We start from the raw sequence: 25,556 nt of genomic DNA on the forward strand, positions 1-25,556 counted from the left end.
GCCATCCGTCGGGAGTTCGGGGTCAGGTCGCCGCAGGCGCGGCGGGTCGGAAACAGGGGGTGATCAGCCAGACCAGGCCGATGCCCAGCAGCAGCGTCAGGCCGAAGCTGTGCAGGGCCGGCGTGGCCGACAGCGCCAGCAGGCCGAAGGCCAGCAGCGTGCTGGCCGCGCCCAGCGACACGGCCAGCCAGCTGGCCGGGTCATCGCGATGTTCCAGCAGGAAGATGCCGTAGTCCACGCCCACGCCGAGCAGCAGCAGCTGCGCCAGCACGCCGAACAGCTGCAGCGGCACGCCCAGCCAGCCCAGCAGGGCCAGGCTCAGCGTCGCGGCGAGCGCGGTCGGCAGCCAGGCGCGCCAGGCGCGGCGGCCGAAGCGGAGCCAGAGCGCCAGCGCGACCGCCGCGTAGCCCGCGAGCAGCCAGGCCGACATTTGGTGGCGGTAGTGCGCGAGCACGCCGGAGATCGTCGCGCTGCGGTCGACCCAGCGCACGCCGGGCAGGCCGTCGGCGGCCGCGGCGAGCGCCGGCAGCCGGCCGGGGTCCAGGCCTTCGAGCAGCACCACGCTGCCCCAGCGGCCATCCACCGCGCCGAGCCACAGCGGCCGCAGCGGTTCGGACACCGGATGCGCCAGCCAGTCGGCGTGGGACAGCGTCGTCGCCGGCTCCGTCGGGGCCGGCGCTTCGCCGAGCAGTTCGGCAGCGCGTGCGAGCACCCTGCCCTCCACGGCCTGTACGCGTGCCGCGTCCTCGCGCTGGCGCGCCGAGGACGGCAGCCAGTCGGTCACCGCGCGCCAGCCGCCGAGGCCGTCGTTTTCCACCAGCGTCGCCAGGCGATCCGTCAGCGCTTCCTCGCGTTCGCGCACCTGCTCGGCGTCCTCGCCTTCGACCAGGAAGTACTGCGCCGGGCTGGGCAGCCCGAGCACCCGGCCCAGCCGCGCTTCCTGCGCCAACAGGTCGGGCGGCGATGACTGCAGGCTGCGCAGGTCGTCGTTGACCGCGAGCCTGGGCAGGCCGATGGCCAGCACCACGAGCACCGCGCCGGCGGCCAGCCAGGTCGGCCAGTGGTTCGACAGCCGCGGCCAATGCAGTAGGCTTCGACCGACGGCGCGGGCGAAGGCGCTGGGACGCGGCGCCGCGCCGTCGAGCCACGGGAACCACAGCGCGACGGTGATGAAGGCGGCGGCCAGTCCCGCGGCCGAGAACACCGCCATCTGCCGGAGGCCCGGGAACGGCGCGATGCCGAGCGCGAGATAGGCCAGCGCGCTGGTGACCAGGGCCAGGCCCAGCGCGGGCAGCAGGCGCCGCATCATCGTGCGCGGCGGTACGTCGGGCTGCGCCTGGCGGCTGGCGAACCAATGGATGCCGTAGTCCTCGGCGACGCCGACCAGGCTGGCGCCGAACACGAGCGTGAGCAGGTGCACCTGGCCGAACACCAGCGCCGTCACCGACACGCCGGCCGCGCAGCCCACCAGCAGCGAGGCCGACACCATCAGGATCGGACGCGGGCTGCGGAAGGCGAGCCAGACCAGGGCCACCACCGCGATCAGCGAGCCCAGGCCGATGGTGCCGACCTCGGTGCGGGCGCGCACGGCGGCGGCCTCGGCGTGCAGCGGCACGCCGCCGGTGATCACATCGACCTCGTTCGTCGCGGCGCGGGCCGCGGCGCTGGCGCGGTCGAGCGCGTCGCGCAGGTGCCTCTCGCCGTCGAGCTGGAAGGCCGGCATCCGGCTCTCCAGCCGCAGCAGCGCCCAGTCGCGCGATTCACCGCGCACGACCAGCTGCCCGTCGCGGGTGGACAGCGCGGCGCCGGCGCGGTCCTGCCACCAAGCTGGCCACAAGCCCAGCGGATCCTCGCGCCACGCGCCGAAGCCGCCGGCGCCGGGCGAATACAGCCGCGCCAACGCCAATTCAACGGTGCGCGGATCGTCCAGCTGCGCGCGCTGCGCCGGCGTCAGCAGGCCCTGGCGATGCCCGGCGTAGAACGCGAGCGCGCCTTCGAGCGCGTCCTCGCTGGCCGCGACCACGGCGAAGGGCGAGCCCGACCCCATCACGCGGGCCCCGAACGCTTCCGCCGCACGCCGCGTCGCCGCCCAGTCCGGCGCGCCGACCAGCACCACCACCTGCTGCGTCGCGCCCGCCGCCAGCCGCGCGTTGGCGGCCTTGAGCAAGGCGTCGTCGATCTCGCCCGGCAGCAGCGCCATCACGTCGCTGTCGAGCCGGGCCTCGCGCCAGAAGTCTGCCTGGTGCACGGCCAGCGCGGCCACGGCCAGCAGCCACGCCCAGGCCAGCGCCTTCCAGCGCGCGCGGTGCGTCGCTTCAGTCAAAGCGCGCCGCCTCGTCGGGCGTCGGCGCGGCCGGCGCGTCGGACAGGGCCAGGAAGCGCAGCGTGGTGACGTCGCCGCCGGCCTCCTCGATCACCACGTCGCGCACGAAGCGATCGCCGGCCAGCGTGATCCGGGTGAACGCCTGCCGCAGCCCGGTCTCGTCCGGCGTCAGCACCAGTCGCCAGCTGCCGTCCGCGGCCAGCGTCTCGTCGAGTGCAAAGCGCTCCGCCAGCGCCGGCAGGTCGCCGGCCACCAGCGCCAGCAGCAGCGCGTTCACCGCGGCCATGCCGGGCGAATCGGCGGCGTCGAGCAGCACCCGCTGGCTGCCGTCGGGCAGCCGGGTCAGCAGGCGCTCGCGGGTCAGCAGCGTGGTCGAGGCAAAGGGTTCGCGGGTATCCCAGGCGACGCCGCGGTCGCGCACCAGCAGGAAGTCGCCGCGCGAGACCAGCGGCTGGCGGAAGCCCTCGAGCCGTTTGCTCTGTTCGAACTGGCCGCGCAGCACGACCGGCTGCGCCAGCCGGGCACGCACGCCCTCGCCCTCGCCGACTGCCCGTACCGGAGTCGCCGCAGGTACCGGGGCCGGCACGGCCGCCGGCGCACGCGGCGAAGCCAGCGCCGTCAGCCCGAGCGCCAGCGCCAGGCCCAGCCGCGTGGCCAGCCCCCGCCTCAAGGCGCGATCCCCAGCCGCTCGAACAGCACGGCCGGCGACGCAAAGCACATCTCGCCCGTGCCCAAATCCACCGCCACCTGGATCGTGTGCGCGCGATGGATGGTCTCGCCGGTCACCGCGTCGCGGATGAGGTAGTCCATCCGCAGCCGGTTTTCCCATTCGGTGATGGTGGCGCGCACCGCGATGCGCTGGCCGTAGCGCACCGGCCGCACGTACTTGCAGCGCATGTCCACCACCGGCCAGGCGTAGCCGGAGTCGCGCATCTGCGGGTAGTCGTAGTCGATCTTCTGCAGCAGCGCGCAGCGCGCCAGCTCCAGGTAGCGCACGTAGTTGCCGTGCCAGACGATGTCCATCGGGTCCAGGTCGTGGAAGCCCGGGCTCAGTTCGATCTCGAGGCTGTGCTCAGGCGTCGGCATACAGGCTCCAGGTTTCGGCCCGCACGGCCGCCAGCAGCCCGCGCAGCTCGACGTCGAGGGCGCGGTCCTCGACCACCAGCGGAACCCGGGCGGCCAGGTCGGCGTGCATGCCGGCCAGCGCGGGCGAGAGCTTGAGTTCTCCGGACACCGCCTCGCGCAGCGTGATGCCCTGGCGCGCCGTCACCAGCAGCGCCACCACGACCTGTTCGGTGAGATCGATGATGCGCAGCGCGTCGCGCGCCGCGATCGTGCCCATGCTGACCTTGTCCTGGTTGTGGCATTCGGTGGAGCGCGAGAACACCGAGGCCGGCATGGTCAGCTTCAGCGCCTCCGCGGTCCAGGCCGAGGCGCTGATCTGCAGCGCCTTGAGCCCGTGGTTGAGCGCCGCGCGTTCGCCCCGGGCCGCCGACAGGTTGGCCGGCAGGCCGTGGCTGTAGCGCGCGTCCACCACCAGCGCCATCTGCCGGTCCAGCAGGTCGGCCAGGTTGGCCACGGCGTTCTTCAGCGAATCCATGGCGAAGGCGATGTGGCCGCCGTAGAAGTGGCCGCCGTGCAGCACCCGCTCCTCGACCGCGTCGATGATCGGGTTGTCGTTCGCCGAGTTCAGCTCGTCCTCGATGTTGGTGCGCAGCCACGGCAGCGCGTCCTCGAGCACGCCGACCACGTGCGGCGCGCAGCGCAGCGAATAGCGGTCCTGCAGGCGCTGCTCGTTGCGCGGCGGGCGGTCGGAGGCCAGGTCGGCGCGCAGCCGGGCGGCGACGCGCTGCTGGCCCTTGTGCGGCTTCACTGAAAACAGCGTCTGGTCGAAGTGGTGGGCGTTGCCGGCGCTGGCCAGCACGTTGAAGGCGGTGATGCGCGTGGCCAGGCGGCCGAGGTAGTCGGCGCGGCGCCAGGCCAGGCAGGCCAGCGCGGTCATCACCGCGGTGCCGTTCATGATCGCCAGGCCTTCCTTCGGGCGCAGGCGCAGCGGCTGCAGGCCGTGCAGCGCCAGCGCCTCGGCGGCGGGCATCACCCGGCCCTGGTGCCACACCTCGCGTTCGCCGCAGAGCACGGCGGCGACGTAGGACAGCGGGGTCAGGTCACCGCTGGCGCCGACCGAGCCTTCGGCCGGGATCATCGGCAGGATGTCGTGCGCCAGCAGCGCCTCGAGCTGGCGCAGCAGGCCCAGGCTCACGCCCGACACGCCCTGGGCCAGCGACTGCAGGCGCACCAGCAGCACCGCGCGGGTTTCCTGCGGGTCGAGGAAGCGGCCCAGGCCGCAGCCGTGGTAGGCGTAGAGATGGTGCGGCAGCTCCGCGACCAGCGACGGCGGGATCGCCACCGTGCAGGAATCGCCGTAGCCGGTGCTGACGCCGTACACCACGCCGTCCTCGGCGATCAGCCGGTCGACGAAATCGGCGCCGCGGTTGATGCGGGCCTCGAAGGCCGGGTCGCGCGACAGCGCCACCCGGGCCTCGGCGCGGGCGACGGCGACGACGTCCTCGATCCGCAGCGGGCGGCCGTCGACGAGGATGGGAAGGGCGTCAGGCGGGGCGGCGGTCATGCGGGGCGTCCCAGAAGGGGAAGAAGTTGAACCAGTCGTAGGGCGATTGTCGCAGGCAGGCGGTCATCCAGGCGGCGAAGCGCGCGGCCTGTTCAGCCAGGCCGGCCTCGCGGTCGCCGCGCGGCAGCACGATGCGCTCGCTGAACGACACGATGTCGGCGCGGTAGCCCTCGCCGTGGTGCAGGCAGGACAGCAGCCAGACCGGGCAGCGCAAGACCGAGGCGATCAGGTAGGGCCCGGCCGGCAGCGGCGCGGCGTGGCCCAGGAACGCGGCCTGCACGACGCGGTCGCCGCGCACCGGCACCCGGTCGCCGGCGATGGCGATGAACTCGCCCGCGGCCACCCGGTCGGCCAGCAGCATCGCCGTGGTCGGCGAGAAATCGGTGACCTGCATCAGGCGCACGCTGGCCTGCGGGTTGATGCGTTCGAGGATGCGGTTGAAGCGCGGCGCGTGCGCGGTGTGCACCAGGATGGTCACGCGCAGGCCTTCGCGCCAGGTGGCCGCCATCTGCATCAGCTCCAGGCAGCCCATGTGCGCGGTGATGATCACCCCGCCCTGCCCCGCCCGCGACGAGGCCTGCAGCAGTTCATGCCCGGTGAACGCGACGCGTGCGCGCGGGTAGCGGCCGCCGATCGCCAGCATCTTGTCGAGCAGGGTCTCGGCGAACACGGCGAAGTGGCGCAGGCTCTCGCGGATGCCCGGCTCGCGGGCGAACACCTGCTCCGCCGCCTGCAGCCGCGCCAGGTACTGGCGCGAGGCCCGGCGCGCCACGCCGCTGCCCAGCCAGTACACCAGCACCACCGGATACAGGCACAGCCGGAACGGCAGCCGGCCCAGCGCGCGGTACACGCCGTACAGCAGCCAGGTGCCGCCCACGAAGGTCGTTTCGCCGAGGTCGGCCCAGTGCCGGCGGCTCATCGTCGCGCCACCTTGCGCGCCAGCAGGCGCGGCAGCCGCCCCAGCATCCCGAAGAACAGCCTGGTGTGCATCGCGGTGATCAGCACGTTGTCGCGCCAGACCTGGAAATGCGACACGCCGTCGGCCGGGTAGCGCACGCGGGTGTCGAGATTGCGCACGCGCAGCCCGTCCCAGTACAGCCGCACGAGGATCTCGGTGTCGAAATCCATGCGCCGGCCGATGCGCACGCGGTCGAGCAGCGCCAGCGTCGGCGCCAGCGGGTAGACGCGGAAACCGCACATCGAGTCGATGATCTCGAACGACAGCGTGTTGATCCAGACCCAGACATGGGTGGCGTAGCGGCCGTACAGCCGGGCTTTCGGCACGGAGGCGTCGAAGATCGGACGGCCGTTGATCACGGCTTCCGGGTGGGCACGCGCCTGCTCGAGGAAGCGCGGCACGTCGTCGGCGTCGTGCTGGCCGTCGGCGTCGATCTGCAGCGCGTGGCTGTGCCCGCGCCGCGCCGCCTCGCGCAGGCCGGCGATCACGGCGCCGCCCTTGCCCTGGTTCACCGGCAGGCGAAGCAGCGAGACGCCGGGCTGCGTCGCGAGCTGGTCGAGGACCGAGGCGCAGGCCGGCGAGGACCCATCGTCCACCAGCAGGCAGTCCACGCCGTGGCGGCGGACGCGGGCGACCACGTCGCCGATGGCGTGCTCGTGGTCGAACACCGGGATCACGACGAGGGGTTGGAAGGCGGGAGTCATGCCGCTTCCCCCGCCGCGAAGCGCAGGCGCCCGCTGGAATGCACGCCGGTGTCGGACTGGAACCGGAAGCCGAGCACGCCGGTATCCGGATGCCAGTCCAGGCGGGCCTCCAGCCGCGCGCCCGGCCGCACCAGATGCATGAACTTGATGGCCTCCATGCGCAGGAAGCGGGCCTCGATGCCGAAGGCCAGGCGGCCCAGCCGCACCGCCCAGTCGATCATCGCCACGCCCGGCAGCACGGTGGCGCCGGGAAAGTGGCCCTCGAATGCGGCCAGCTCGGCCAGCACGTCCAGGCGAACGTGTGCGGCGGCGGGCGTGCGCTCCAGCCACTCGGGCTCGGGCAGCAGCGGCCGGAACAGCGCGGCGAGCGCGCGTTCGCTGGTCTTGCCCTGCGCGTCCGCGGGCAGCGCATCGACGAAACGCCAGCGCCGCGGCAGCGCGATCGCATCGGCGTGGTCGGCCAGCCAGACGCGCAGCGCGGCGACCAGCCCGGGTTTGCCGGCGCGTTCGAGCAAGGCCTGGCCCTCGGCGCTCGGCACCGCCGCCACGGCCAGCAGGATGCGATGGCCGGGCAGCGGCAGCAGCCGCGCTTCGTCCAGCAGCGGCGAGGCCTGCAGCCGGCGCTCGATCGCGCCCAGCGGAATGCGGCGCTCCTCCAGCTTGAGGATGCGGTCGACGCGCCCGCGCAGTTCGAAGCCGCCGCCGGCCGTGGCCAGCGCGCGGTCGGCGGTGGCGTGCCAGGCGTCGTCGGCGAGGTGCGGCGACCGGATCGCGAGCACGCCCTCGTCCACCCGCCACTGCACGCCCGGCAGCGGCTGCCAGGGCCTGGGCGCGCCGCCGGACTGGCGCCAGGCGATGCCGCCGGTCTCGGTGCTGCCGAAGACCTCGATCGCGGCCTGGCCCCACAGCTTGCGCACCGCCAGCGCCGCGTCCGCCGGCAAGGGGCCGCCGGAGGAAAACGCCGCGCGCAGGTTCCGCGCCAGCGGCGACCAGTCCTGGTTCTCCGGCAGGCGCTTGAGATGCGCCGGGCTGGCCACCAGCACCAGCGGCGCCGCGCCCAGCGCCGCGACTTGTTCGTTGAACTCGACCCGCCGGCGCGCGAACGGCCGCGCCGCCGACAGCGGCCACAGCAGCCGGAACAGCAGGCCATAGATGTGCTGGTGCGACACCGTGCCCTGCACCACCGCCTCGCCCAGCGTGGCGCCGAACTGCGCTTCAAGCGCGGCGACTTCGTTGTCCAGCTGGCGCAGCGTCTTGCGGATCGCGCCGGGCTCGCCGGTGGAGCCGGAGGTGAACAGCACCACCCCGCAGCGGCCCGGATCCAGCGTGGCGTCCGCCGGCAGCGGCGCGTCGGCGTTGGCGGCGAAGCCCGCGGGCAGTTCGCCGGCATGGCTCTGCACGTGGGGGGCCAGGCCCGCCAGCGTCGCCGCCAGGCGATCGCCCGGCAGCCAGGGCGTCTTGCCCGCCAGCCAGGCCCCGAACAGGGCGGCCGCGAACTCCAGGCCGTCGTCGAGGTAGAGCGCGACATCGCGGCCGGGGCGCGCGGCATGCGCGTCGCGCCAGGCGCCGACGCGCGCGAGGAAGGCCGCGTTGTCGACGTCGGTCGCCACCGGCGCGTCGGCCGGCAGCGGCCAGGCCAGGCGCTGGCCCAGCGGGATGCGCGTTCGCTCAGTGGCCATGGCGCGGGCGGAACAGGAAACGTTCGCCGAGGAACATGGCCGCGATCAGCCCGTAGGCGATCATCCCGTTGTACAGCGCCCACGCCGCATCGCTCGCGCGAACCGCGGTGTAGAGCGCGATGCCACCGTTGAGGACGAAGAACACGCACCAGGCCTTCGTCACCTTGCGCAGGTACGGGATCGCTTCGGGCGGCAGGTCCGGGTGCTGCAGGCGCGCCAGCCGTTCGATCACCGTGGGCGGCCGCCGCAGGCTGGTCGCGAACACGACCAGGAAGGCCGCGTTCACCAGCACGGGATAGAGTTTGAGCGGCAGGCCGTCGTTGCTGAGCATGCTGGCCAGCACCAGGCCGCCGGCGCAGGCCGCCGCGGCCAGCCACACGGCCTCGCGCGAGACCGCGGCGCGCAGCAGCGCCATCGCCAGCAGCAACAGCGCCAGCCAGCGCGGTTCGAAATGGGCCAGGCCCAGCCAGATCGCCAGCGGGTACAGCAGGGTCGCCAGCCAGGCCAGCGCCTTCGCGGCGCGCATGCTCAGGCGCCCGCGGCGGTGCCGTCGCTGCCGTGCATCATCGCGTGCAGTGCGTCCACGACGTCCTGCACGCTGCGCACCGACTTGAAGGCCTCGGGCTTGAGGTTGCCGCCCAGCAGCGGCTTGAGCTGCACGATCAGGTCGACCGCGTCGATGCTGTCGATGTCGAGGTCTTCGCCCAGCTTCGAGTCGGGCGTCACCTTGCCCGGGTCGATGCCGAAGGTGTCGTGGAGGATGGCGACGATGCGCTCGAACAGCTGTTCCTTGGTCATGGTCTTGCTCATGCGGTGCGGCGGCTCGGCCTTACTGCTTGCGGTTGGCCGCCACGAAGGCGCTGAGCGCGCGAACGGAGGCGAAGTGCTGGCGGGTTTCCTCGGAATCGGCGGCGAGCGTCACGCCGTAGCGCTTCTGCAGCGCCAGGCCGAGTTCGAGGGCGTCGATGGAGTCCAGGCCCAGGCCTTCGTTGAACAGCGGGGCCTCGGCGTCGATGTCGTCGGCGGCGATGTCCTCGAGCGACATCGTGGTGATGATCAGTTCCTTGATTTCAGCTTCCAGCGCCAGCACGGGCCAACTCCGTCTTGAAGGTTGTTTCCAGGTGTTCGGTCAGCCGGCGGGCCGCCAGCGCCTCGGCGCTCCCGGCGAGGAACGGGGCCACCGGAATATCCGGCAGGACCTCTATTCTCATGTGAAATCGACGTGACGGGACACGATACCATTTCTCACCCTTTCCCAGCGTCGGCGGGGTGCACCGGATGAGCACCGGCGTCACGTCCAGGGCGCCGCGGATCGCGATGTTCGCGGCCCCGCGCTGCAGCGGTCCGAGCACCTCGCCGCGCGGCGTGCGGGTGCCCTCCGGGAAGATCACCAGGTTCTTGCCCGCGCGCACCGAATCGATGCAGTCCTGCACCAGCCCGGCGCCGTTGTCGTTGAAGACGTAGCCCGCCGCTCGCAGCGGGCCGCGCGTGAAAGGATTGGTGGCCAGGCGCGACTTCACCACGCAGTCGGCCTCCTCGATCATGCCGATCAGGCAGACCACGTCGATCAGGGTCGGGTGGTTGGCCAGCACCAGCAGGCCCGGGCGGCGCAGGCGTTCGGCGCCGTGGATTTCCCAGCTCATCACGCCCAGCCGCCGCATCAACCAGACGTGGCCGGCGAAGCTGGCCTGCACCAGCCGCCGCGCCATCCGGCCCAGGCGGGCCGGGTCGCGCACGGCCAGGCGCAGCACCGGGAACACCAGCAGGCCGAGCAGCACGCCGCCCAGGCCAAAGGCCGCGAACGACACCGCCGTGCCGAACACGCGCCAGGCGTGGTCGAGCCGCTCAAGCATGGCGCCGCCAGCCGCGGGTGCCCGAAGGCGAGACCAGCGTGCCCTCGCCCGCCAGCGCGAAGCGCAGCACGTCGAGGCCGTGCGGCAGCGGCGTGGCCGCGGCGGCCGGCGCGCCCGCGCAGGGTCCCAGCGAAAGCCGCGGCGCGTCGTCGCACGGGGCACCGATCCGCCAGGCCCAGGCCCAGGCGGCCTCGGGTTCGTCGCGGTACTCGGCGTAGGGCTCGGGCGTGGGGCCGTCATACAGCACCACCAGCACCTCCGGCGCGCCGTCCGCCAGCAGCGCCAGCGCCTCGGTCACGGCGGCTTCGGGCGACTCCACCCCGCCCGACACCGCCAGGTAGTTGTCGGTGAGCCCGCGCGCGATCGAATACTGGGCTGCGATCGCGTTGTGCGTGGACAGCCCGAAGTGGGTCGGCGACAGTGGCTCGCCGCGCGCCAGCCCGGCCAGCATCTCGTAGGTGCGGGCGACGTCGCCGTGGCGCGAGGCGAACACCATCGGCAGCCCGGGCGCGGCCTCGGGCTGGCAGCGCCAGGCCACCTGCAGGGCCATGCGGCCCAGCGGCTCGAGCCGCCGTCGCTGCATCGCCGGCATCTCGGCCAAAGCCGGGGTGGCCAGGCCGTCCGGCAGCGTCGGTTGCCGTGCCCAGGCCAGCCAGTCGTCCGGGGACTCGAGGCCGGCCGCGAAGGCCGACCAGCCGAGCAGGCTGAATTGTCCGTCCATGTCCACGCCTCCTGCGTCCGGCCGCCATCATCCCGCGCCGGGCGCCAAAAGAAAAAGCCCGGCGTTGGCCGGGCTTTCCTGGAGGCTTGAACTTGGCGTCCCCACGGGGATTCGAACCCCGGTCGCTACCGTGAAAGGGTAATGTCCTAGGCCTCTAGACGATGGGGACTTGGAACTTTTTGCAGCGTGTTGCGAATAAGTGGTGGAGCTAATCGGGATCGAACCGATGACCTCTACAATGCCATTGTAGCGCTCTCCCAGCTGAGCTATAGCCCCACCGAAGGAAGAAGCGGAAGTTTAGACATCCGCATTTGCCTCGTCAAGCACAGGCGACGTTTTTTTCTCCGGCCGGCTCCGGCTCGAGCCCGGACAGGGTGTGGGGACCGTGCCCCTGGCCATCCAGATAGTCCAGCCACTTGTTTAGGAAACTGTTCATGCGCAGGCGGTGGCTGAGCATCGCCTGCACGCTGGGGCGCAGGCCGAGCACGTCCTGCCAGTGGCGGCCGACGTAGCAGTGCGTGACTTCGGCCTGGCGGGCGTCGCGGTAGAGCCGCACGTAGGCCGAGGGGTCGGGCTGGCCGGTCTGGGCGTCCTGCAGCTGGTAGCTCAGGCGCAGCTCCACCGTGTAGGCGTGCTGCTCGAGCACGTCCACCACCAGCGCCAGGCCGCCGGGCACGCGCGACACGTAGCGGCCCGCGGGCAGCGACTGCGGCTGGAACATGCGGGTGAGCCGATGGAAATTCTCGCCGTACAGGCCCATCAGCCAGGCGAAGCGGCTGATCCGGGGCAAGGCGTTGCGGTCGTGGGCGGGCGCTTGCATGGCCCGATGCTAGCACGCGTCCCGCGGCGTCCCGGGGCTCAGAACATGTGCCGGTGGATGCCCTGGTGGGCCAGCACCTTGCCGGCGATTTCCTCGATCGAGGTATGGGTAGTGCTGAGCACCGGGATGTTCTCCTGGCGGAACAGCGCCTCGGCCTGCACCACCTCGGCGCGGCAGGTCTCGAGCGTGGCGTAGCGGGAATTCGGGCGGCGCTCGTTGCGGATCTGCTGCAGGCGCTCGGGGTCGATGGTGAGGCCGAACAGCTTGCGGCGGTGGGCGCGCAGGCGGCGCGGCAGCTCCCGGCCCTCGAGGTCTTCCTCGGTGAGCGGATAGTTCGCGGCCTTCACGCCGTAGTGCAGCGCCATGTACAGGCAGGTGGGCGTCTTGCCCGAGCGCGACACGCCGACCAGGATCACGTCGGCGTCGTCGTAGTGGATGTCCATGCCGTCGTCGTGCGTGAGCGCATAGTTGGTGGCGTTGATGCGCGCCTCGTAGGCCTTGAAATCGACCATGCCGTGGGCGTGGCCGACCCGGGACTCGCGCCGCAGGCCCAGCTCCTGCTCCAGCGGGCTGATGAACGGGGCGAACACGTCCAGCATCAGCGCCCCGCTCTCGGCCAGCAGCGTGATCAGGTCCGGGTCCACCACCGTGTTCACGACCACCGGCCGGACGCCCGCGTGCTCGCCGGCCCGGCGGATCTCGGCGACGGCGGCCTCGGCCTTCTCCACGCTGTCGACGAAGGCGATGCGGCGGGTTTCGAACTCGATCCCGGAGAACTGGGTGAGCAGGCTGTGGCCGATGGTTTCGGCGGTGATGCCGGTGCCGTCGGAAACATAGAAAACCGGTCTTGCCGCCGCCATGCCCTGCCCTCGCCTTGCGCGCCGGGGCCCGACGCATGATTCCCCAGCCAATTCAAGCTTGTATGGGGTAGCCCCGGGGTCGCATCATACGCAGCTGCGGCCCCATCCACAGCGGGCCCGCCGCCTGGCCGCCCCCTTCCCGAGCCCACGGAGACCCCCTTGAACGCCGACGTCCTCTGGCTGCACGAACTTCGTCTCACCGACCTGGCCCAGGTCGGCGGCAAGAATTCCTCGCTCGGCGAGATGATCGGCCAGCTGGCGCATCTCGGTGTCTCGGTGCCGGGCGGCTTCGCCACCACCGCCGATGCCTTCCGCCGCTTCATCGCCCACAACAACCTGAGCCAGCGCATCTTCGATCGCCTGGCCACGCTCGACGTCGAGGACGTGGACGCGCTGGTCGCGGCCGGCGGCGAGATCCGCGGCTGGGTCATCGACGCGCCGCTGCAGCCCGAACTCGACCAGGCCATCCGCGCCGGCTACCGCAAGATGTGCGCCGAATCCGGCGACCCGGCCATGGCCGTGGCCGTGCGCTCCTCGGCCACCGCCGAGGACCTGCCCGACGCCAGCTTCGCCGGCCAGCAGGAAACCTTCCTCAACGTCACCGGCGAGGACGACGTGGTGCGCAAGGTGAAGGAAGTCTTCGCCAGCCTCTACAACGACCGCGCCATCGCCTACCGCGTGCACCACGGCTTCAAGCACGAGGACGTGTTCCTGAGCGCCGGCGTGCAGCTGATGGTGCGTTCGGACGTGGGGTCCTCGGGCGTGCTGTTCACGCTCGACACCGAGTCGGGCTTCCGCGACGCGGTGTTCGTCACCTCCAGCTACGGCCTGGGCGAAATGGTCGTGCAGGGCGCGGTCAACCCGGACGAGTTCTATGTCTACAAGCCCACGCTGGAACAGGGCAAGCCGGCGATCCTGCGCCGCACGATTGGCTCCAAGCTGATCCGCATGGTGTATTCCGACCAGCCCGGCGAGCGCGTGCGCATCGAGGACACGCCGGCCGAACTGCGCCGCCAGTTCTCGATCTCCGACGCCGACGTCGAGGAGCTCTCGCGCCAGGCCCTCACCATCGAGAAGCACTACGGCCGCCCGATGGACATCGAGTGGGCGAAGGACGGCCACACCGGCAAGCTCTACATCGTGCAGGCGCGCCCGGAAACGGTGAAGTCGCGCGCCAGCGCCAACCAGATCGAGCGCTACCACCTGCTGTCCAAGGGCGAGGTGCTCACCGAGGGCCGCGCCATCGGCCACAAGGTCGGCGCCGGCGTGGCGCGCGTGGTGCGCAGCCTGGCCGAGATGAGCAAGTTCCAGCCGGGCGACGTGCTGGTGGCCGACATGACCGACCCCGACTGGGAGCCGATCATGAAGCGCGCCGCCGCCATCGTCACCAACCGCGGCGGCCGTACCTGCCACGCGGCGATCATCGCCCGCGAGCTGGGCGTGCCGGCCGTGGTCGGCACCGGCGATGCGATGAAGATGATTCCCGATGGCGCCGAAGTCACCGTGTCCTGCGCCGAAGGCGACACCGGCTTCATCTACGCCGGCAAGCAGGGCTTCGAGGTCATCACCACCGACCTCGGCAACATGCCGCCGGCGCCGCTGAAGATCATGATGAACGTCGGCAACCCCGAGCGCGCCTTCGATTTCGCGCAGCTGCCCAACCAGGGCATCGGCCTGGCCCGCCTGGAGTTCATCATCGCCCGCCAGATCGGCGTGCACCCGCGCGCCCTGCTCGAGTACGACCGCCAGCCGGCCGACCTGAAGAAGCAGATCGACCAGATCACCGCCGGCTACGCCAGCCCGGTCGAGTTCTACGTCGAGCGCCTGGTCGAGGGCATCGCCACGCTGACCGCGGCGTTCGCGCCGAACCCGGTCATCGTGCGCCTGTCGGACTTCAAGTCGAACGAATACGCCAACCTGGTCGGCGGCAAGGCCTACGAGCCTCACGAAGAAAACCCGATGATCGGTTTCCGCGGCGCCTCGCGCTACGTGCACCCCGACTTCCGCGACTGCTTCGCGCTCGAGTGCCGGGCGGTGAAGAAGGTGCGCGACCAGATGGGCCTGACCAACTGCTGGATCATGATCCCGTTCGTGCGCACGCTCGAGGAAGGCCGCGCCGTCATCCGCACGCTCGAGGCCAACGGCCTCAAGCGCGGCGAGAACGGCTTGAAGGTCATCATGATGTGCGAAGTGCCGTCGAACGCGCTGCTGGCCGACGAGTTCCTCGATATCTTCGACGGCTTCTCGATCGGTTCGAACGACCTCACGCAGCTCACCCTGGGCCTGGACCGCGACTCCGGCATCGTCGCCGAGCTCTTCGACGAGCGCGACCCGGCGGTGAAGAAGCTGCTGTCGATGGCGATCTCGGCCGCGCGCGCCAAGGGCAAGTACATCGGCATCTGCGGCCAGGGCCCGTCCGACCACCCCGACCTGGCCGACTGGCTGATGCAGCAGGGCATCGAGTCGGTGTCGCTCAACCCGGACACCGTCGTCGACACCTGGCTGCGCCTGGCCAAGCTCAAGGCGAGCTGATGGCGGTCGCCAGCTTCCTCGCTGCCCCCGCCGACACCGCCCGCGACCTGGCCCGCCAGGTCGCCGAATCCGACTGGCTCTGGCGCATCGCCGTGGCCCTGGCGATCGCGCTGGTCGGCCTGTGGCTGGCGCGGATGCTGTCCAAGGGCCTGGACCGCGTGATGCTGCGGGCCGGGCTGGACCTGATCCTGCGCGACTTCCTGCGCAACCTCGCCTACGCCATCGGCCTCGTCGTGGTGCTGGTGGCGGCGCTGGATGCGCTGGGCGTGCCCACCACCTCGATGCTGGCGGTGCTGGGCGCCGCCGGCCTGGCAATCGGCCTGGCGCTGAAGGACTCGCTGTCGAACATCGCCTCGGGCGTGATGCTGATCGTGTTGCGCCCGTTCCGCGCCGGCGACGCGGTGCAGATCGCCGGGCAGGAAGGCGTGGTCGAGCGGGTCGGCATCTTCCAGACCGTGCTGCGCGCCTACCAGAACCACGACATCACCCTGCCCAACAGCGAGGTCACCACCTCGCCGATCGTCAACTTCACCTCGCGCGGCGAGCGCCGCGTGGACGTCACCGTGGGCGTCGGCTACGGCGACGACATCCGCCAGGCGCGCGAGGTGTTGCTCGGCATCGCCCGGGCCAATGAAAAGGTGCTCGACGCGCCCGAGACCGACGTGCTGGTCACCGGCCTCGGCGAGAGCAGCATCGGCCTGGTACTGCGCGCCTGGGTGAAGACGCCTGACTTCGTGATCGCGCGCAGCGAGCTGACCGAAGCCATCCACCGCGATTTCGCCAAGGCCGGCGTCTCGATCCCCTTCCCGCAGCGCGACCTGCACGTCTACCACCACGACGCCGACGGCCGGCCGCTGGCGCAGGTCACTGCCGCCGTGGAGGACCCCGACCGCGGCTGAGCCGCGGGCGGAAAATTCGCTGTGGCCGCGGCCCCCCGGGCCGGGCATACTCGGGCCAACGGGGCCCAGACCCCGGCAGGGGGCGACCGACGCATGCGGATGCGGCACCGGACGGCGATGTTCCTGGCGGGCGCCCTGGCGCTGGCTACGGCGTCCGCCATCGAACCCCGCCCTCCTTTCCTCAGCCTCGAGCGCTATGGCCTCGACGAAGGCCTGTCGCAGCTGTCGGTCACCTCGATCGTGCAGGACGACACCGGCTTCCTCTGGATCGGCACCCAGGAAGGCCTGAACCGTTTCGACGGCCAGCGCTTCGTCGTCCAGCGCCGGCAGCCGGACCAGGCCGCGGGCCCGGTCAGCAGCAGCGTGGATACCCTCGCCCACGACGGCCGCGGCCGCCTTTGGATCGGCACCAACGACGCCGGCCTGGAAGTACTCGACTTGCGGACCGGGCAGCGCCTGCGCCTGGGCACCGACCAGGGCCTGTCGCACCCGACCGTGGGCGACGTGCTGGTGGACGGCGATGCCGGCGCGTGGATCGGTACCGAGCGCGGCATCGATTACGTCGATGCCGCGATCTCGGGTGCGAAAACGCTCGCCGTCGATGTCCGCATGATCGCCATGGCCCGTGCCGCGGGCGAGCCTTATGCCCTGGGCGCGGACTGCCGCCTCTGGCGGCTCTGGCCGGAGCGCATCGACCCGCTGCCGCCGCTGGCCGACGGGCTGGCCGGCTGCGTGGCGCTGAAGGGCTCGGCCGAAGGGCTGTGGCTGGCCATGGCGTCCGGCGAGGTGATGCTGGCCTCGCCCGGCGGCCACTTGCTGCAGCGCTTCGCCCCGGCCGCGATCACGCCCGCCGGGGCCAGCGTCACCAGCCTGCTGCAGCGCCCGGGCGGCGAGCTGCTGCTGGGCCACGACGACGGCACCGTGCTGCGCCTGGACGTGCGCGGCGACGGCGCGGCGCAGCGCCTCGAATTCGACCAGCGTATCCACGGTGCGATCCAGGTCCTCACCCAGGACCGCGACGGCGTGCTGTGGATAGGCACCCATACCCGCGGCCTGTTCCGCGGCCGGCCGCTGTCGGCGGCGATCCGTCGCGACCTGGTCACGCCCGGGGATCTCGCGGCCTGGCCGGTGCGCAGCGTGCGCTCGGTGTGGCGCCGCGACGGCGTCGAACTCGTGGGCACCGATGCCGGCCTGGCCTGGCGCCCGGCGCCGGACGCGCCCTGGCGCAGCGTGCCCGAGCTGGGCAACACCTCGATCCGCGCGATCGCCGCGGCCGCGGACGACGGCTGGTGGCTGGGCACCCATCGCGGCCTGTGGCGGATGGACAGCGAAGGGAATGCCCGACCGCATTCCCCCCTGCCCGATCCGCGCGTGACCGACCTGCTGGTGGAAGGTGCGGATGTCTGGATCGCGACCCGCGGCGGCCTGGCCCACGTCCGCGACGGCGTGCTGACCACGGCCGGCGTGCCGGCGGAGCTGGCTGGCGAATTCCTCACCAGCCTGATGCGCGACGTGCGTGGCCGGCTCTGGATCGGCAGCAACGAGCGGGGCCTGTACCGGCTCTGGCCCGACGGCCGCCTCGAGCACCTGCACCCGGGTAATGGCCGGCTGCCGCACAACTCGGTCTGGTCGCTGCACGCCGGTCCGGACGCCTACTGGGTCGGCACCTTCGCCGGCGGCCTGCTGCGCCTGGGTCGCGACGACGACGCGGTGCGGGCGTTCACGAGTGCCGACGGGCTCTCGAACGACGTCGTCTACCGCATCCTGCCCGACCGCCGCGGGCGGCTGTGGCTGAGCACCAACAACGGCCTGAACGTGCTCGACCCCGCCAGCGGCGTGATCCAGCCGCTGGGCCCGGGCGATGGGTTGGGCAACCGCGAGTACAACAGCGGCGCCGGCTGGGTGGATGCCGAGGGCCGGCTGTTCTTCGGCGGCACCGAAGGCCTCGATGTCGTCGATCCCGAAGCGCTGGATTTCACCTCCCCGCCGGCCACCCCGGTGGTCGCCGGACTGCAGGTGATCGGCGTGCGCGGCGGCGGCACGCCGGTGCCGGAGGGACGCCGGTTCGACACCTTGTACGCCGATCGCGTGGCCATGGACCCGCGCGACGCGGTGCTGGCGGTCGACCTGGTGGCGATTGATTTCTCGGCCCCGGCGGCGGCGCGCCTGCGCTACCGCCTCGGCGGCATCCACGACGATTGGGTGCGCACGCGCGGGCCGCAGGCGGAGCTGATGCTCAGCCACCTCGCGCCCGGCGACTACCCGCTCGAGCTGTCCGCCGCCGGGCGCGACGGCCGCTTCGGCCCGCCGCGCACCCTGGTGCTGGAAGTGCCGCCGCCGATCTGGCGGCATCCCCTCGCCTACCTGGGCTATGCCCTGCTCGGCTGCGCGCTGCTGGCCTGGGGCTATTCGCGCATCGGCGCCCGCGCCCGCGAGCGCGAGGCCCGGATCGCCCTGCTCAACCGCACCGTGGCCGAGCGCACCGCCGAACTCGAGCGCGCCAACCTCCAGCTGCAGGCCAACAACCGCGAGCTCGAAGTCGCCACCCGCACCGACCCGCTGACCCACGTGTCCAACCGCCGCGACCTGCAGCAGTGGCTGTCCCGCGAGGGCCTCCAGATCGTGCGCGAGGCGGCCGCGGGCGAAGGGCGCGGCGGACTGGTGTTCTTCATGGTCGACATCGACGACTTCAAGGCGGTCAACGACCAGCACGGCCATCCGGTCGGCGACGAGGTGCTGGTGGCCTTCGCCGCGCGGCTGAGCAGCCTCAGCCGGGGCCACGACGTGGTGGTGCGCTGGGGCGGCGAGGAATTCCTGTGGATGCTGCGCGAGCTGCACATGCACGACGCGCCGGCGGTGGCGGAGCGCATCCGCCGCGTGATCGCCGACCAGCCCTTCGTGCTGCCCGCGGGGCTGACGCTGTCGATCACCTGTTCGATCGGCTTCGCACCCTGGCCGTTCTCGGCCCGGCACGCGGTGGTGGGCGACTGGGAGCAAAGCGTGGCGCTGGCCGACCGCGCCCTCTACGCGGCGAAGGCGGCCGGCAAGAACGCGTGGGTGGGCCTGGCGCCGGGCGAGGCGCTCGGGCCGATGGGCCTGGAGGCCTTGCTGATGGGCCAGGCGCCCGACGCGCTGGCGCCGGGGAGCGTGCGAGTGCTGCACTCGACGCCGACGGCGCCGCGCTTCCCCGCACGCTGAGCACGCCGCCCGCGGGCCGCGGCCGGCGCCTCTCCCTCAGCGGCTGACGCGATTGCGGCCGGCCCGCTTGGCTTCGTAAAGCCGCTCGTCGGCGTGCGTCACCAGGCGCTCGTGGTGGCTCAACCCGGTGCGCTCGCAAAGCCCGATGCTGGCCGTGATCTTCAGGCCAGCCGTGAAGTCGCTGCAGTCGATCGCCTCGATCGCCGCCCGCAGTTGTTCGGCGATGACCGCCGCCTGGTCGGCGCTGGCCCCCGGGAACAGCAGGGCGAACTCCTCGCCGCCCCAGCGCGCCACGCGCTGCTCGGCGGTCCAGCCCTCCATCGGGTGGCGGCCCATCTGTTTGACCATCGCCCGCGCCACGCGCCGCAGCGCCTCGTCGCCGACATCGTGCGAGTAGCCGTCGTTGATGCGCTTGAAATGGTCGATGTCGAGCAGGCCGAAGCTCAGCGGCTGGTCCGCCGCCACGGCCTCGCGGTAGGCGCGGGCCAGGCCTTCGTCCATGCTGCGGCGGTTCGGCAGGCCGGTCAGCGCGTCGGTGCGCGAGAGCAGCTCGAACACCTCGGACTGCTTGCGGATGGTCTCGTTCTTGAGCTCGAGTTCGCCGTTCTTCTCGCTCAGCGCCCGCGTACGGTCGTCGACGATGCGGCTCAGCTGGGCCTCGCGCGCCTTGAGCTGGTTCACGCGGGCGCGGTACAGCGAGTACAGGAACAGCGCCAGCAGCGAGCCCGCCACCGGCAGGAACCAGGGCCGCTGGTAGAAGCGGGGCTGGATCTCGAAGTTGACCGACGCCGTCTCGGGGCTCCAGCCGCTGCCGCGCTGCGCGGCGCTGACCTGGAACCGATACTGGCCCGGCGGCAGGTTGGTGTACTGGGCGTTGCGGCGGGTGCTGCGCTCGACCCAGCCGTTGTCGAAGCCCTCGAGCCGGTAGCGGTAGCGGATCTGCTCGGGCGTGCGGTAGCTGAGGCTGACGTAGTCGAGCTCGAGCTTGCGGGTGCCGGGCGGCAGCACCAGGCTGCCCGCGGCGCTCGTGCTGGCGTCGTCCACGCGCAGGCCTTCGATCACTACCGGTGGCGGCGCCAGCTGGTAGCGCGGCAGCTGGTCGGGCTGGACCACGGCCACGCCCTTGGCGGTCGCGACCCAGATGCTGCCGTCGGCGGCGCGCAGTGCGGCCGGGCCGGCGCCGCCGTTGCACTGGGCGCTGCCCATGCCGTCGGCCTCGGCGAACTGCTGGTAGTCGAGGCGTTCGCCGGTGCCGTCGGCCACCGATTCCATGTCTTCGCGGCGGATGTAGACCACGCCGGCGTTCGAGCTGAGGCAGAAATTGCCGTAGCTGTCCACGACCACCTGGAACACCGCATCCACCGGCAGGCCCTGGCGGCTGCCGACGATGCTCAGTTCGCCGCTGCGCAGGCGCCGCACCAGGCCGCGGTCGGTGGCGAACCAAAGGGTGCCGTCGGGGTCCTCGTGCATGCCGAAGACGTCCTGCGCACCGTCCATCGTCGAGAGGTCGACGGCCGTGATCTCCTCGCCGCGGATGCGGCCGGCGCCGTTCGAGGTGCCGACCCAGAGGCTGTCGTCGGAGGCCTCGAACAGGCTGAGCACGAACTCGCGCGGCAGTCCGTCCTTTTCGCCCAGCACCAGGCTGCTGCCGTCCTTGCGCCGCAGCAGCCCGCGCGAGGTGCCGATCCAGAGCGTGCCGTCGCGACTCTCGTGCACGGCGCGCACCTGGTTCGCCGGCAGGCCATCGCCGGCCGTCATCTGCTCCAGCAGCACGCCGTCGCGCCAGCGCAGCAGGCCGGTCGAGTACGTGCCCATCCAGATGTCGCCGGCCTGGTCCTGGGCGATGCTCAGCACCGAATGCGCGGACAGCTCGGGCGAGTTGGTGACGACCTCGTCCTTCCAGCGGTCCATGCCGCGGCTGGTGCCGATCAGGATCTCGCCCTCGCGGGTCTGCAGCAGCGCGCGCACGTAGTCGTCGGCGAGGCCCTGGTGGCTGTCGATGGTGATGAAGGGCGTGTCGGCGAAGCGCATCAGGCCGGCATTGGTGCCCACCCACACGCTGCCCTCGCGATCGGCGAACAGCGAGGCCACGCGGTTGTTGGGCAGGCCGTCGGAGACGTCGAAGTGCTCGAGCCCGCGATCGCCCAGCCGGAACAGGCCGCGGCTGACCGTGCCGATCCACAGGCTGCCCTGCTGGTCCACCTGCAGGCTGGCCACCGCCACCGCCGGGAAGCCGGCGCCGACCGGCTCGAAGCGACCGCCGCGGCCCATGTACAGGCCCTCTTCGGTGCCGACGTAGAGCTGGCCATCGGGCGCCAGCGCCAGGCTGAACACCGCGCCGGCCGGCAGGCCGGCATCGATGCTGAAATTCTGGACGCGGTCGCCTTCGATTCGCGCCACGCCGAGGCCGGTGGCGGCCCAGATCGCGCCCGAGCCGTCCTCGACGATGGCGTAGCCCACGTCCGAGCCGAGGCCATTGCCGATGTTGAAGTGGGTGGCGCCGTCGGGATCGAGCCGGGTGACGCCCCGGCTCTCCGAGGCGACCCAGATCCGGCCGTTGCGGTCCTCGATGGCCGCGAAGGTTTCATCCTGCGCCAGGCCCTGCGCCGTCGTGTAGGTGGTCCACTCCTCGCCGCGCAGCACGCTGACACCGCCGCGCGAGGTCGACACGACCAGGTTGCCGGTGGGGCCGACGCTGACCGCGCGGATGCCGCTGTCCTGCAGCGCCGGCACGTTGTTGCGGCCGAAGCTGCGGAACTCCTGGCCGTTGTAGCGCACCACGCCTTCCCAGGTGGCGAACCAGAGGTAGCCCTCGGGCGTCTGCGCGATCGAGTTGACCTGGTTGTGCGGCAGGCCGTCGCGGGTGGTCCAGATCTCGCGGGCGTAGGCGTCGAGCGCCTTCTGATCCTGCGATTGCGCCAGCGCGGCCGGGCCGGCCAGCAACAGAAGTGCCGCCAGCAGCCTGCGGGTCAGGGCCTGCATGTTCAAAGCCCGCCCAGCTTGCCCATGTGCTGGCGGTAGTGCGCCAGCTCCTTCACCGACTCGCGGATGTCGGACAGCGCGGTGTGCGCGCCGACCTTGCTGAAGCTGGCCAGTACGTCGGGCGCCCAGCGGCGCGCCAGTTCCTTCAGCGTCGAGACGTCGAGGTTGCGGTAGTGGAAGTAGCGCTCGAGCCGCGGCATGTGCCGCACCAGGAAGCGGCGGTCCTGGCCGATGGAGTTGCCGCAGATCGGCGACTTGCCGGCCGGCACCCAGTGCGTGAGGAACTCCACGGTCAGCGCTTCGGCCCGCGCCAGGTCGACGTCGCTGTCGAGCACGCGCTGCCAGAGGCCCGAGCGCGAGTGGGTGTTGCGGTTCCAGTCGTCCATGGCCTCGAGCCGGGCCAGCGGGTGGCGGATGGCCAGCTCGGGCCCTTCGGCGAGCACGTTGAGCTGGCTGTCGGTGACCAGGGTGGCGATCTCGAGGATCGAATCCGTGTCCGGGTCGAGGCCGGTCATCTCCAGGTCGATCCAGATCAGGTTCTGCTCGTGGCTGGGCATGCGCGGCTGGCGGCGGTGGGGATGGCCGCATCATACTTCAGGCCCGCCCCCGCCGAGCCCCGCCGTGAACCCGCAGGACGCCCTGGACCACTACCGCATCCTCACGTCGATGCTGGCCCCCGCCCTGCTGATGGCGGCCACCGGCTCGCTGCTGGTCTCGGCCAACGCGCGCCTGGCCCGGGTGGTGGACCGGCTGCGCGCGATCATCGCCCAGCTCGACGGCGGCGACGGCATGGACCGCGCGCAGCTGGAACAGCAGATCCAGCGGCACCGCCGCCGCGCCCACCTGGTGCTGCGCGCCTGCCTGATGCTCTACCTGGGCTTGGGCGCGTTCGTCGGCACCAGCCTGGCGCTGGCGGTGGACGCCTTCGCCGGCTTCCGCCTGCCCTACCTGCCCACCGGCCTGGCCGTGGTCGGCGTGCTCGGCCTGCTGGGCGCCAGCCTGGCGCTGGGGCGGGAAGTGAGCCTGTCGGTGCGCAGCTTCGACGCTGAACTGGACATGGAGCTGGCGCGCCGCCGGCGATGAGCCTGGCCCCGGCCGCGGCGGTGGCCGACGCGCGGGCGGCTTCGGCTCAGCCGGCGTTGCCGGGCTGGGGCTTGCCGCGCTTGCGGCGGAAATAAGCGGTCAGGCGCGCACCGGCTTCCTCGCCGAGCACCCCGCCCTGCACCGCCACGCGATGGTTGTGGCGCGGGTCTTCGAGCAGGTCGAAGACGCTGCCGGCGGCGCCGGTCTTGGGGTCGCGGGCGCCGAACACCACGCGGGCGACGCGGGCATGCACCATCGCCATCGCGCACATCGCGCAGGGCTCCAGCGTCACGTAAAGCGTGCAGCCCAGCAGACGGTGGTTGCCGAGCTTCCGGCCGGCCTCGCGCATCGCGACGATCTCGGCATGCGCACTCGGATCGCACTCCCCGATGTTCCGGTTGAACCCTTCCGCCAGCAGCGCGCCATCCGGCCCGACCACGATCGCGGCCACCGGCACCTCGTCATGCTCCCGCTCCGCCCTGTCGGCCAGCGCGAGCGCCTGCTGCATCCATTCTTCGTCGGTGTGGGCCATGGATTGAACGCGGATCAGAGCGGATGGGCGCGGATAAAAGCGGATTCTTTTGGATTGAAGCGTGGCATCCGGTGCGAATGGACGCGAGGACGGTTTGGAAAGAGGAAGCCCCTTGGGTTCCGGGAAACCTCTCCTCAATCAATCTTATCCGCCCTTATCCGCGTCCATCCGCTCTGATCCGCGTTCAAACACGCAGCCCCCACCCCCGCCGTCACTCCCACTCGATGGTGGCGGGGGGTTTGCCGCTGATGTCGTAGACGACGCGGGAGACGCCGCGGAGTTCGTTGATGATGCGGCGGGAGCAATCGTCAAGCAGCTCGTACGGCAGGTGCGCCCAGTGCGCGGTCATGAAATCGACCGTCTCGACCGCGCGCAGGGCGATCACCCACTCGTAGGCGCGGGCGTCGCCGACCACGCCGACCGACTTCACCGGCAGGAACACCGCGAAGGCCTGGCTGGTCTTGTCGTACCAGCCGGACTTGCGCAGCTCGTCGATGAAGATCGCATCGGCCTGGGCCAGCAGCTCGGCGTACTCGGGCTTGACCTCGCCCAGGATGCGCACGCCCAGGCCCGGGCCCGGGAACGGATGCCGGTAGACCATCTCGCGCGGCAGGCCGAGCTCGACGCCGATGCGGCGCACCTCGTCCTTGAACAGCTCGCGCAGCGGCTCCACCAGCCCCAGCTTCATGTGCTCGGGCAGGCCGCCGACGTTGTGGTGGCTCTTGATGACGTGGGCCTTGCCGGTCTTGCTGCCGGCCGACTCGATCACGTCGGGATAGATCGTGCCCTGCGCCAGCCACTGGATATTGTCGAGCTTGGCGGCTTCTTCATCGAAGATCTCGACGAACAGGCGGCCGATGATCTTGCGCTTGGCCTCGGGCTCGTCCACGCCCTTGAGCGCGGCGAAATAGCGATCGGCGGCGTTCACGCGGATCACTTTCACGCCCATGTGCTCGGCGAACATCGCCATCACCTGGTCGCCTTCCTGCCAGCGCAGCAGGCCGGTGTCCACGAACACGCAGGTCAGGCGCGGGCCGATGGCCTTGTGCAGCAGCGCCGCGACCACCGATGAGTCCACGCCGCCGGACAGGCCCAGCAGCACGTTGCCCTCGCCGATCTGCGCGCGCACGCGCTCGATCTGGTCCTCGATGATGTTGGCCGCGGTCCACAGCGTGTCGCAGCCGCAGATGTCCACCGCGAAGCGGCGCAGCATCTGCTCGCCCGACTTGGTGTGGGTGACCTCGGGGTGGAACTGCACGCCGTACCAGCGGCGAGCGTCGTCGCCCATGGCGATGATCGGCACCGCGCCGGTGCGGGCGGTAACCTGGAAGCCCGGCGGGATCGCGGTGACGCGGTCGCCGTGGCTCATCCACACGTCCAGCCGCGGCGGGCTGCCGGCGTGGTCCTTGAGGTCGTCGAGCAGGCCGCACTCGGCCACGACCTCGACCTCGGCATAGCCGAATTCGCGGTGGTGCCCGGCCTCGACCCGGCCGCCGAGCTGCATGGCCATGGTCTGCATGCCGTAGCAGATGCCCAGGATCGGCACGCCGGCGTCGAACACTTCCTGCGGGGCGCGGGGCGAACCGGCCTCGACGGTCGACTCGGGGCCGCCGGAGAGGATGATGCCCTTGGGCGCGTACTTCGCGATCTCGGCCGGGTCGTGGTCCCAGGCCCAGATCTCGCAGTAGACGCCGAACTCGCGGATCCGGCGGGCGATCAGCTGCGTGTACTGCGCGCCGAAGTCGAGGATCAGGATCTTGTCGCTGTGGATGTCGGTCATCTG

At 71.6% G+C, this 25,556-nt stretch carries 22 protein-coding genes and 2 tRNA genes; 4 read left to right on the forward strand and 20 right to left on the reverse strand.

The window, feature by feature from the left end:
- Positions 1 to 22 precede the first annotated feature (22 nt).
- The 16 genes from N787_RS05320 to ppsR all read right to left on the reverse strand — a co-directional run bounded on the left by N787_RS05320 (position 23) and on the right by ppsR (position 12,547).
- Positions 23 to 2,323: an MMPL family transporter gene (locus N787_RS05320; protein ID WP_034211255.1), complete on the reverse strand. Its 2,301-nt coding sequence runs from the start codon at positions 2,321 to 2,323 to the stop codon at positions 23 to 25.
- On the reverse strand, positions 2,316 to 2,993 hold the full coding sequence (locus tag N787_RS05325; RefSeq protein ID WP_052575152.1) for an outer membrane lipoprotein carrier protein LolA: 678 nt from the start codon (positions 2,991 to 2,993) through the stop codon (positions 2,316 to 2,318). Before N787_RS05325 ends, N787_RS05320 begins: the two co-directional genes overlap by 8 nt.
- Positions 2,990 to 3,409: an acyl-CoA thioesterase gene (locus N787_RS05330; protein ID WP_034211256.1), complete on the reverse strand. Its 420-nt coding sequence runs from the start codon at positions 3,407 to 3,409 to the stop codon at positions 2,990 to 2,992. Before N787_RS05330 ends, N787_RS05325 begins: the two co-directional genes overlap by 4 nt.
- A complete protein-coding gene (locus tag N787_RS05335; protein WP_034211257.1) occupies positions 3,396 to 4,952 on the reverse strand; it encodes an HAL/PAL/TAL family ammonia-lyase in 1,557 nt (518 codons plus the stop codon). The genes N787_RS05330 and N787_RS05335 overlap by 14 nt, the downstream gene beginning before the upstream one ends.
- Positions 4,933 to 5,871 carry a lysophospholipid acyltransferase family protein gene (locus N787_RS05340; protein ID WP_034211259.1) on the reverse strand — a complete coding sequence of 313 codons (939 nt, stop codon included), beginning with the start codon at positions 5,869 to 5,871 and terminating at the stop codon, positions 4,933 to 4,935. Before N787_RS05340 ends, N787_RS05335 begins: the two co-directional genes overlap by 20 nt.
- Positions 5,868 to 6,614 (reverse strand): glycosyltransferase family 2 protein, encoded by a 747-nt coding sequence (locus N787_RS05345; protein ID WP_034211261.1) that lies wholly within the window; start codon positions 6,612 to 6,614, stop codon positions 5,868 to 5,870. The genes N787_RS05340 and N787_RS05345 overlap by 4 nt, the downstream gene beginning before the upstream one ends.
- On the reverse strand, positions 6,611 to 8,293 hold the full coding sequence (locus N787_RS05350) for an ApeI family dehydratase (protein WP_084590639.1): 1,683 nt from the start codon (positions 8,291 to 8,293) through the stop codon (positions 6,611 to 6,613). Before N787_RS05350 ends, N787_RS05345 begins: the two co-directional genes overlap by 4 nt.
- Positions 8,283 to 8,819, reverse strand: coding sequence for a COG4648 family protein (locus tag N787_RS05355; RefSeq protein ID WP_034211263.1), 537 nt, complete (start codon positions 8,817 to 8,819; stop codon positions 8,283 to 8,285). The genes N787_RS05350 and N787_RS05355 overlap by 11 nt, the downstream gene beginning before the upstream one ends.
- A gap of 2 nt (positions 8,820 to 8,821) precedes the next feature.
- Entirely contained in the window at positions 8,822 to 9,103 is a 282-nt protein-coding gene (locus N787_RS05360; protein ID WP_245593963.1) for an acyl carrier protein, read from the reverse strand.
- A gap of 19 nt (positions 9,104 to 9,122) precedes the next feature.
- Positions 9,123 to 9,338, reverse strand: a complete 216-nt coding sequence (locus N787_RS05365; RefSeq protein WP_245593970.1) for a phosphopantetheine-binding protein — start codon at positions 9,336 to 9,338, stop codon at positions 9,123 to 9,125.
- 25 nt (positions 9,339 to 9,363) lie between these two features.
- Positions 9,364 to 10,146, reverse strand: coding sequence for a lysophospholipid acyltransferase family protein (locus N787_RS05370; protein WP_034211269.1), 783 nt, complete (start codon positions 10,144 to 10,146; stop codon positions 9,364 to 9,366).
- Positions 10,139 to 10,867, reverse strand: a complete 729-nt coding sequence (locus tag N787_RS05375; RefSeq protein ID WP_034211270.1) for a beta-ketoacyl synthase chain length factor — start codon at positions 10,865 to 10,867, stop codon at positions 10,139 to 10,141. The genes N787_RS05370 and N787_RS05375 overlap by 8 nt, the downstream gene beginning before the upstream one ends.
- Before the next feature lie 93 nt (positions 10,868 to 10,960).
- A tRNA-Glu gene (locus N787_RS05380) sits at positions 10,961 to 11,036 on the reverse strand.
- Positions 11,037 to 11,067: 31 nt separating this feature from the next.
- Positions 11,068 to 11,143 (reverse strand) — tRNA-Ala (locus N787_RS05385).
- A 43-nt stretch (positions 11,144 to 11,186) separates the two neighbouring features.
- Positions 11,187 to 11,687, reverse strand: a complete 501-nt coding sequence (locus N787_RS05390; RefSeq protein WP_052575153.1) for a DUF1249 domain-containing protein — start codon at positions 11,685 to 11,687, stop codon at positions 11,187 to 11,189.
- Between the two features lie 38 nt (positions 11,688 to 11,725).
- Positions 11,726 to 12,547 (reverse strand): posphoenolpyruvate synthetase regulatory kinase/phosphorylase PpsR, encoded by an 822-nt coding sequence (gene ppsR, locus N787_RS05395; RefSeq protein WP_034211272.1) that lies wholly within the window; start codon positions 12,545 to 12,547, stop codon positions 11,726 to 11,728.
- A 159-nt stretch (positions 12,548 to 12,706) separates the two neighbouring features.
- Here ppsR and ppsA point away from each other — a divergent pair, with 159 nt between their 5' ends.
- From ppsA to N787_RS05410, 3 genes are all read left to right on the forward strand, one after another.
- Positions 12,707 to 15,079, forward strand: coding sequence for a phosphoenolpyruvate synthase (ppsA, locus tag N787_RS05400; protein WP_034211274.1), 2,373 nt, complete (start codon positions 12,707 to 12,709; stop codon positions 15,077 to 15,079).
- A complete protein-coding gene (locus N787_RS05405) occupies positions 15,079 to 15,978 on the forward strand; it encodes a mechanosensitive ion channel family protein (RefSeq protein ID WP_034211276.1) in 900 nt (299 codons plus the stop codon). The genes ppsA and N787_RS05405 overlap by 1 nt, the downstream gene beginning before the upstream one ends.
- Before the next feature lie 93 nt (positions 15,979 to 16,071).
- The gene (locus N787_RS05410; RefSeq protein WP_034211278.1) at positions 16,072 to 19,176 is read left to right on the forward strand and encodes a ligand-binding sensor domain-containing diguanylate cyclase; all 3,105 of its coding nucleotides are present in this window, start codon (positions 16,072 to 16,074) and stop codon (positions 19,174 to 19,176) included.
- A 36-nt stretch (positions 19,177 to 19,212) separates the two neighbouring features.
- Here N787_RS05410 and N787_RS05415 read toward each other — a convergent pair whose 3' ends face one another.
- Together N787_RS05415 and orn are read right to left on the reverse strand one after the other, a co-directional pair.
- Positions 19,213 to 22,158, reverse strand: a complete 2,946-nt coding sequence (locus tag N787_RS05415) for a ligand-binding sensor domain-containing diguanylate cyclase (RefSeq protein WP_052575155.1) — start codon at positions 22,156 to 22,158, stop codon at positions 19,213 to 19,215.
- Positions 22,159 to 22,160: 2 nt separating this feature from the next.
- Positions 22,161 to 22,715, reverse strand: a complete 555-nt coding sequence (orn, locus tag N787_RS05420; protein ID WP_034211282.1) for an oligoribonuclease — start codon at positions 22,713 to 22,715, stop codon at positions 22,161 to 22,163.
- Positions 22,716 to 22,779: 64 nt separating this feature from the next.
- On the opposite strand from orn, the gene N787_RS05425 reads away from it, so the two are divergent.
- Entirely contained in the window at positions 22,780 to 23,241 is a 462-nt protein-coding gene (locus N787_RS05425; protein WP_034211284.1) for a DUF2721 domain-containing protein, read from the forward strand.
- Positions 23,242 to 23,287: 46 nt separating this feature from the next.
- Here the strand turns inward: N787_RS05425 and tadA are convergent, their stop codons facing one another.
- On the reverse strand, positions 23,288 to 23,773 hold the full coding sequence (gene tadA / locus N787_RS05430; RefSeq protein WP_052575156.1) for a tRNA adenosine(34) deaminase TadA: 486 nt from the start codon (positions 23,771 to 23,773) through the stop codon (positions 23,288 to 23,290).
- 211 nt (positions 23,774 to 23,984) lie between these two features.
- On the reverse strand, positions 23,985 to 25,553 hold the full coding sequence (gene guaA, locus N787_RS05435) for a glutamine-hydrolyzing GMP synthase (protein ID WP_034211286.1): 1,569 nt from the start codon (positions 25,551 to 25,553) through the stop codon (positions 23,985 to 23,987).
- Positions 25,554 to 25,556: the final 3 nt, after the last annotated feature.

The organism is Arenimonas metalli CF5-1, assembly GCF_000747155.1.
GTDB lineage: Bacteria > Pseudomonadota > Gammaproteobacteria > Xanthomonadales > Xanthomonadaceae > Arenimonas > Arenimonas metalli.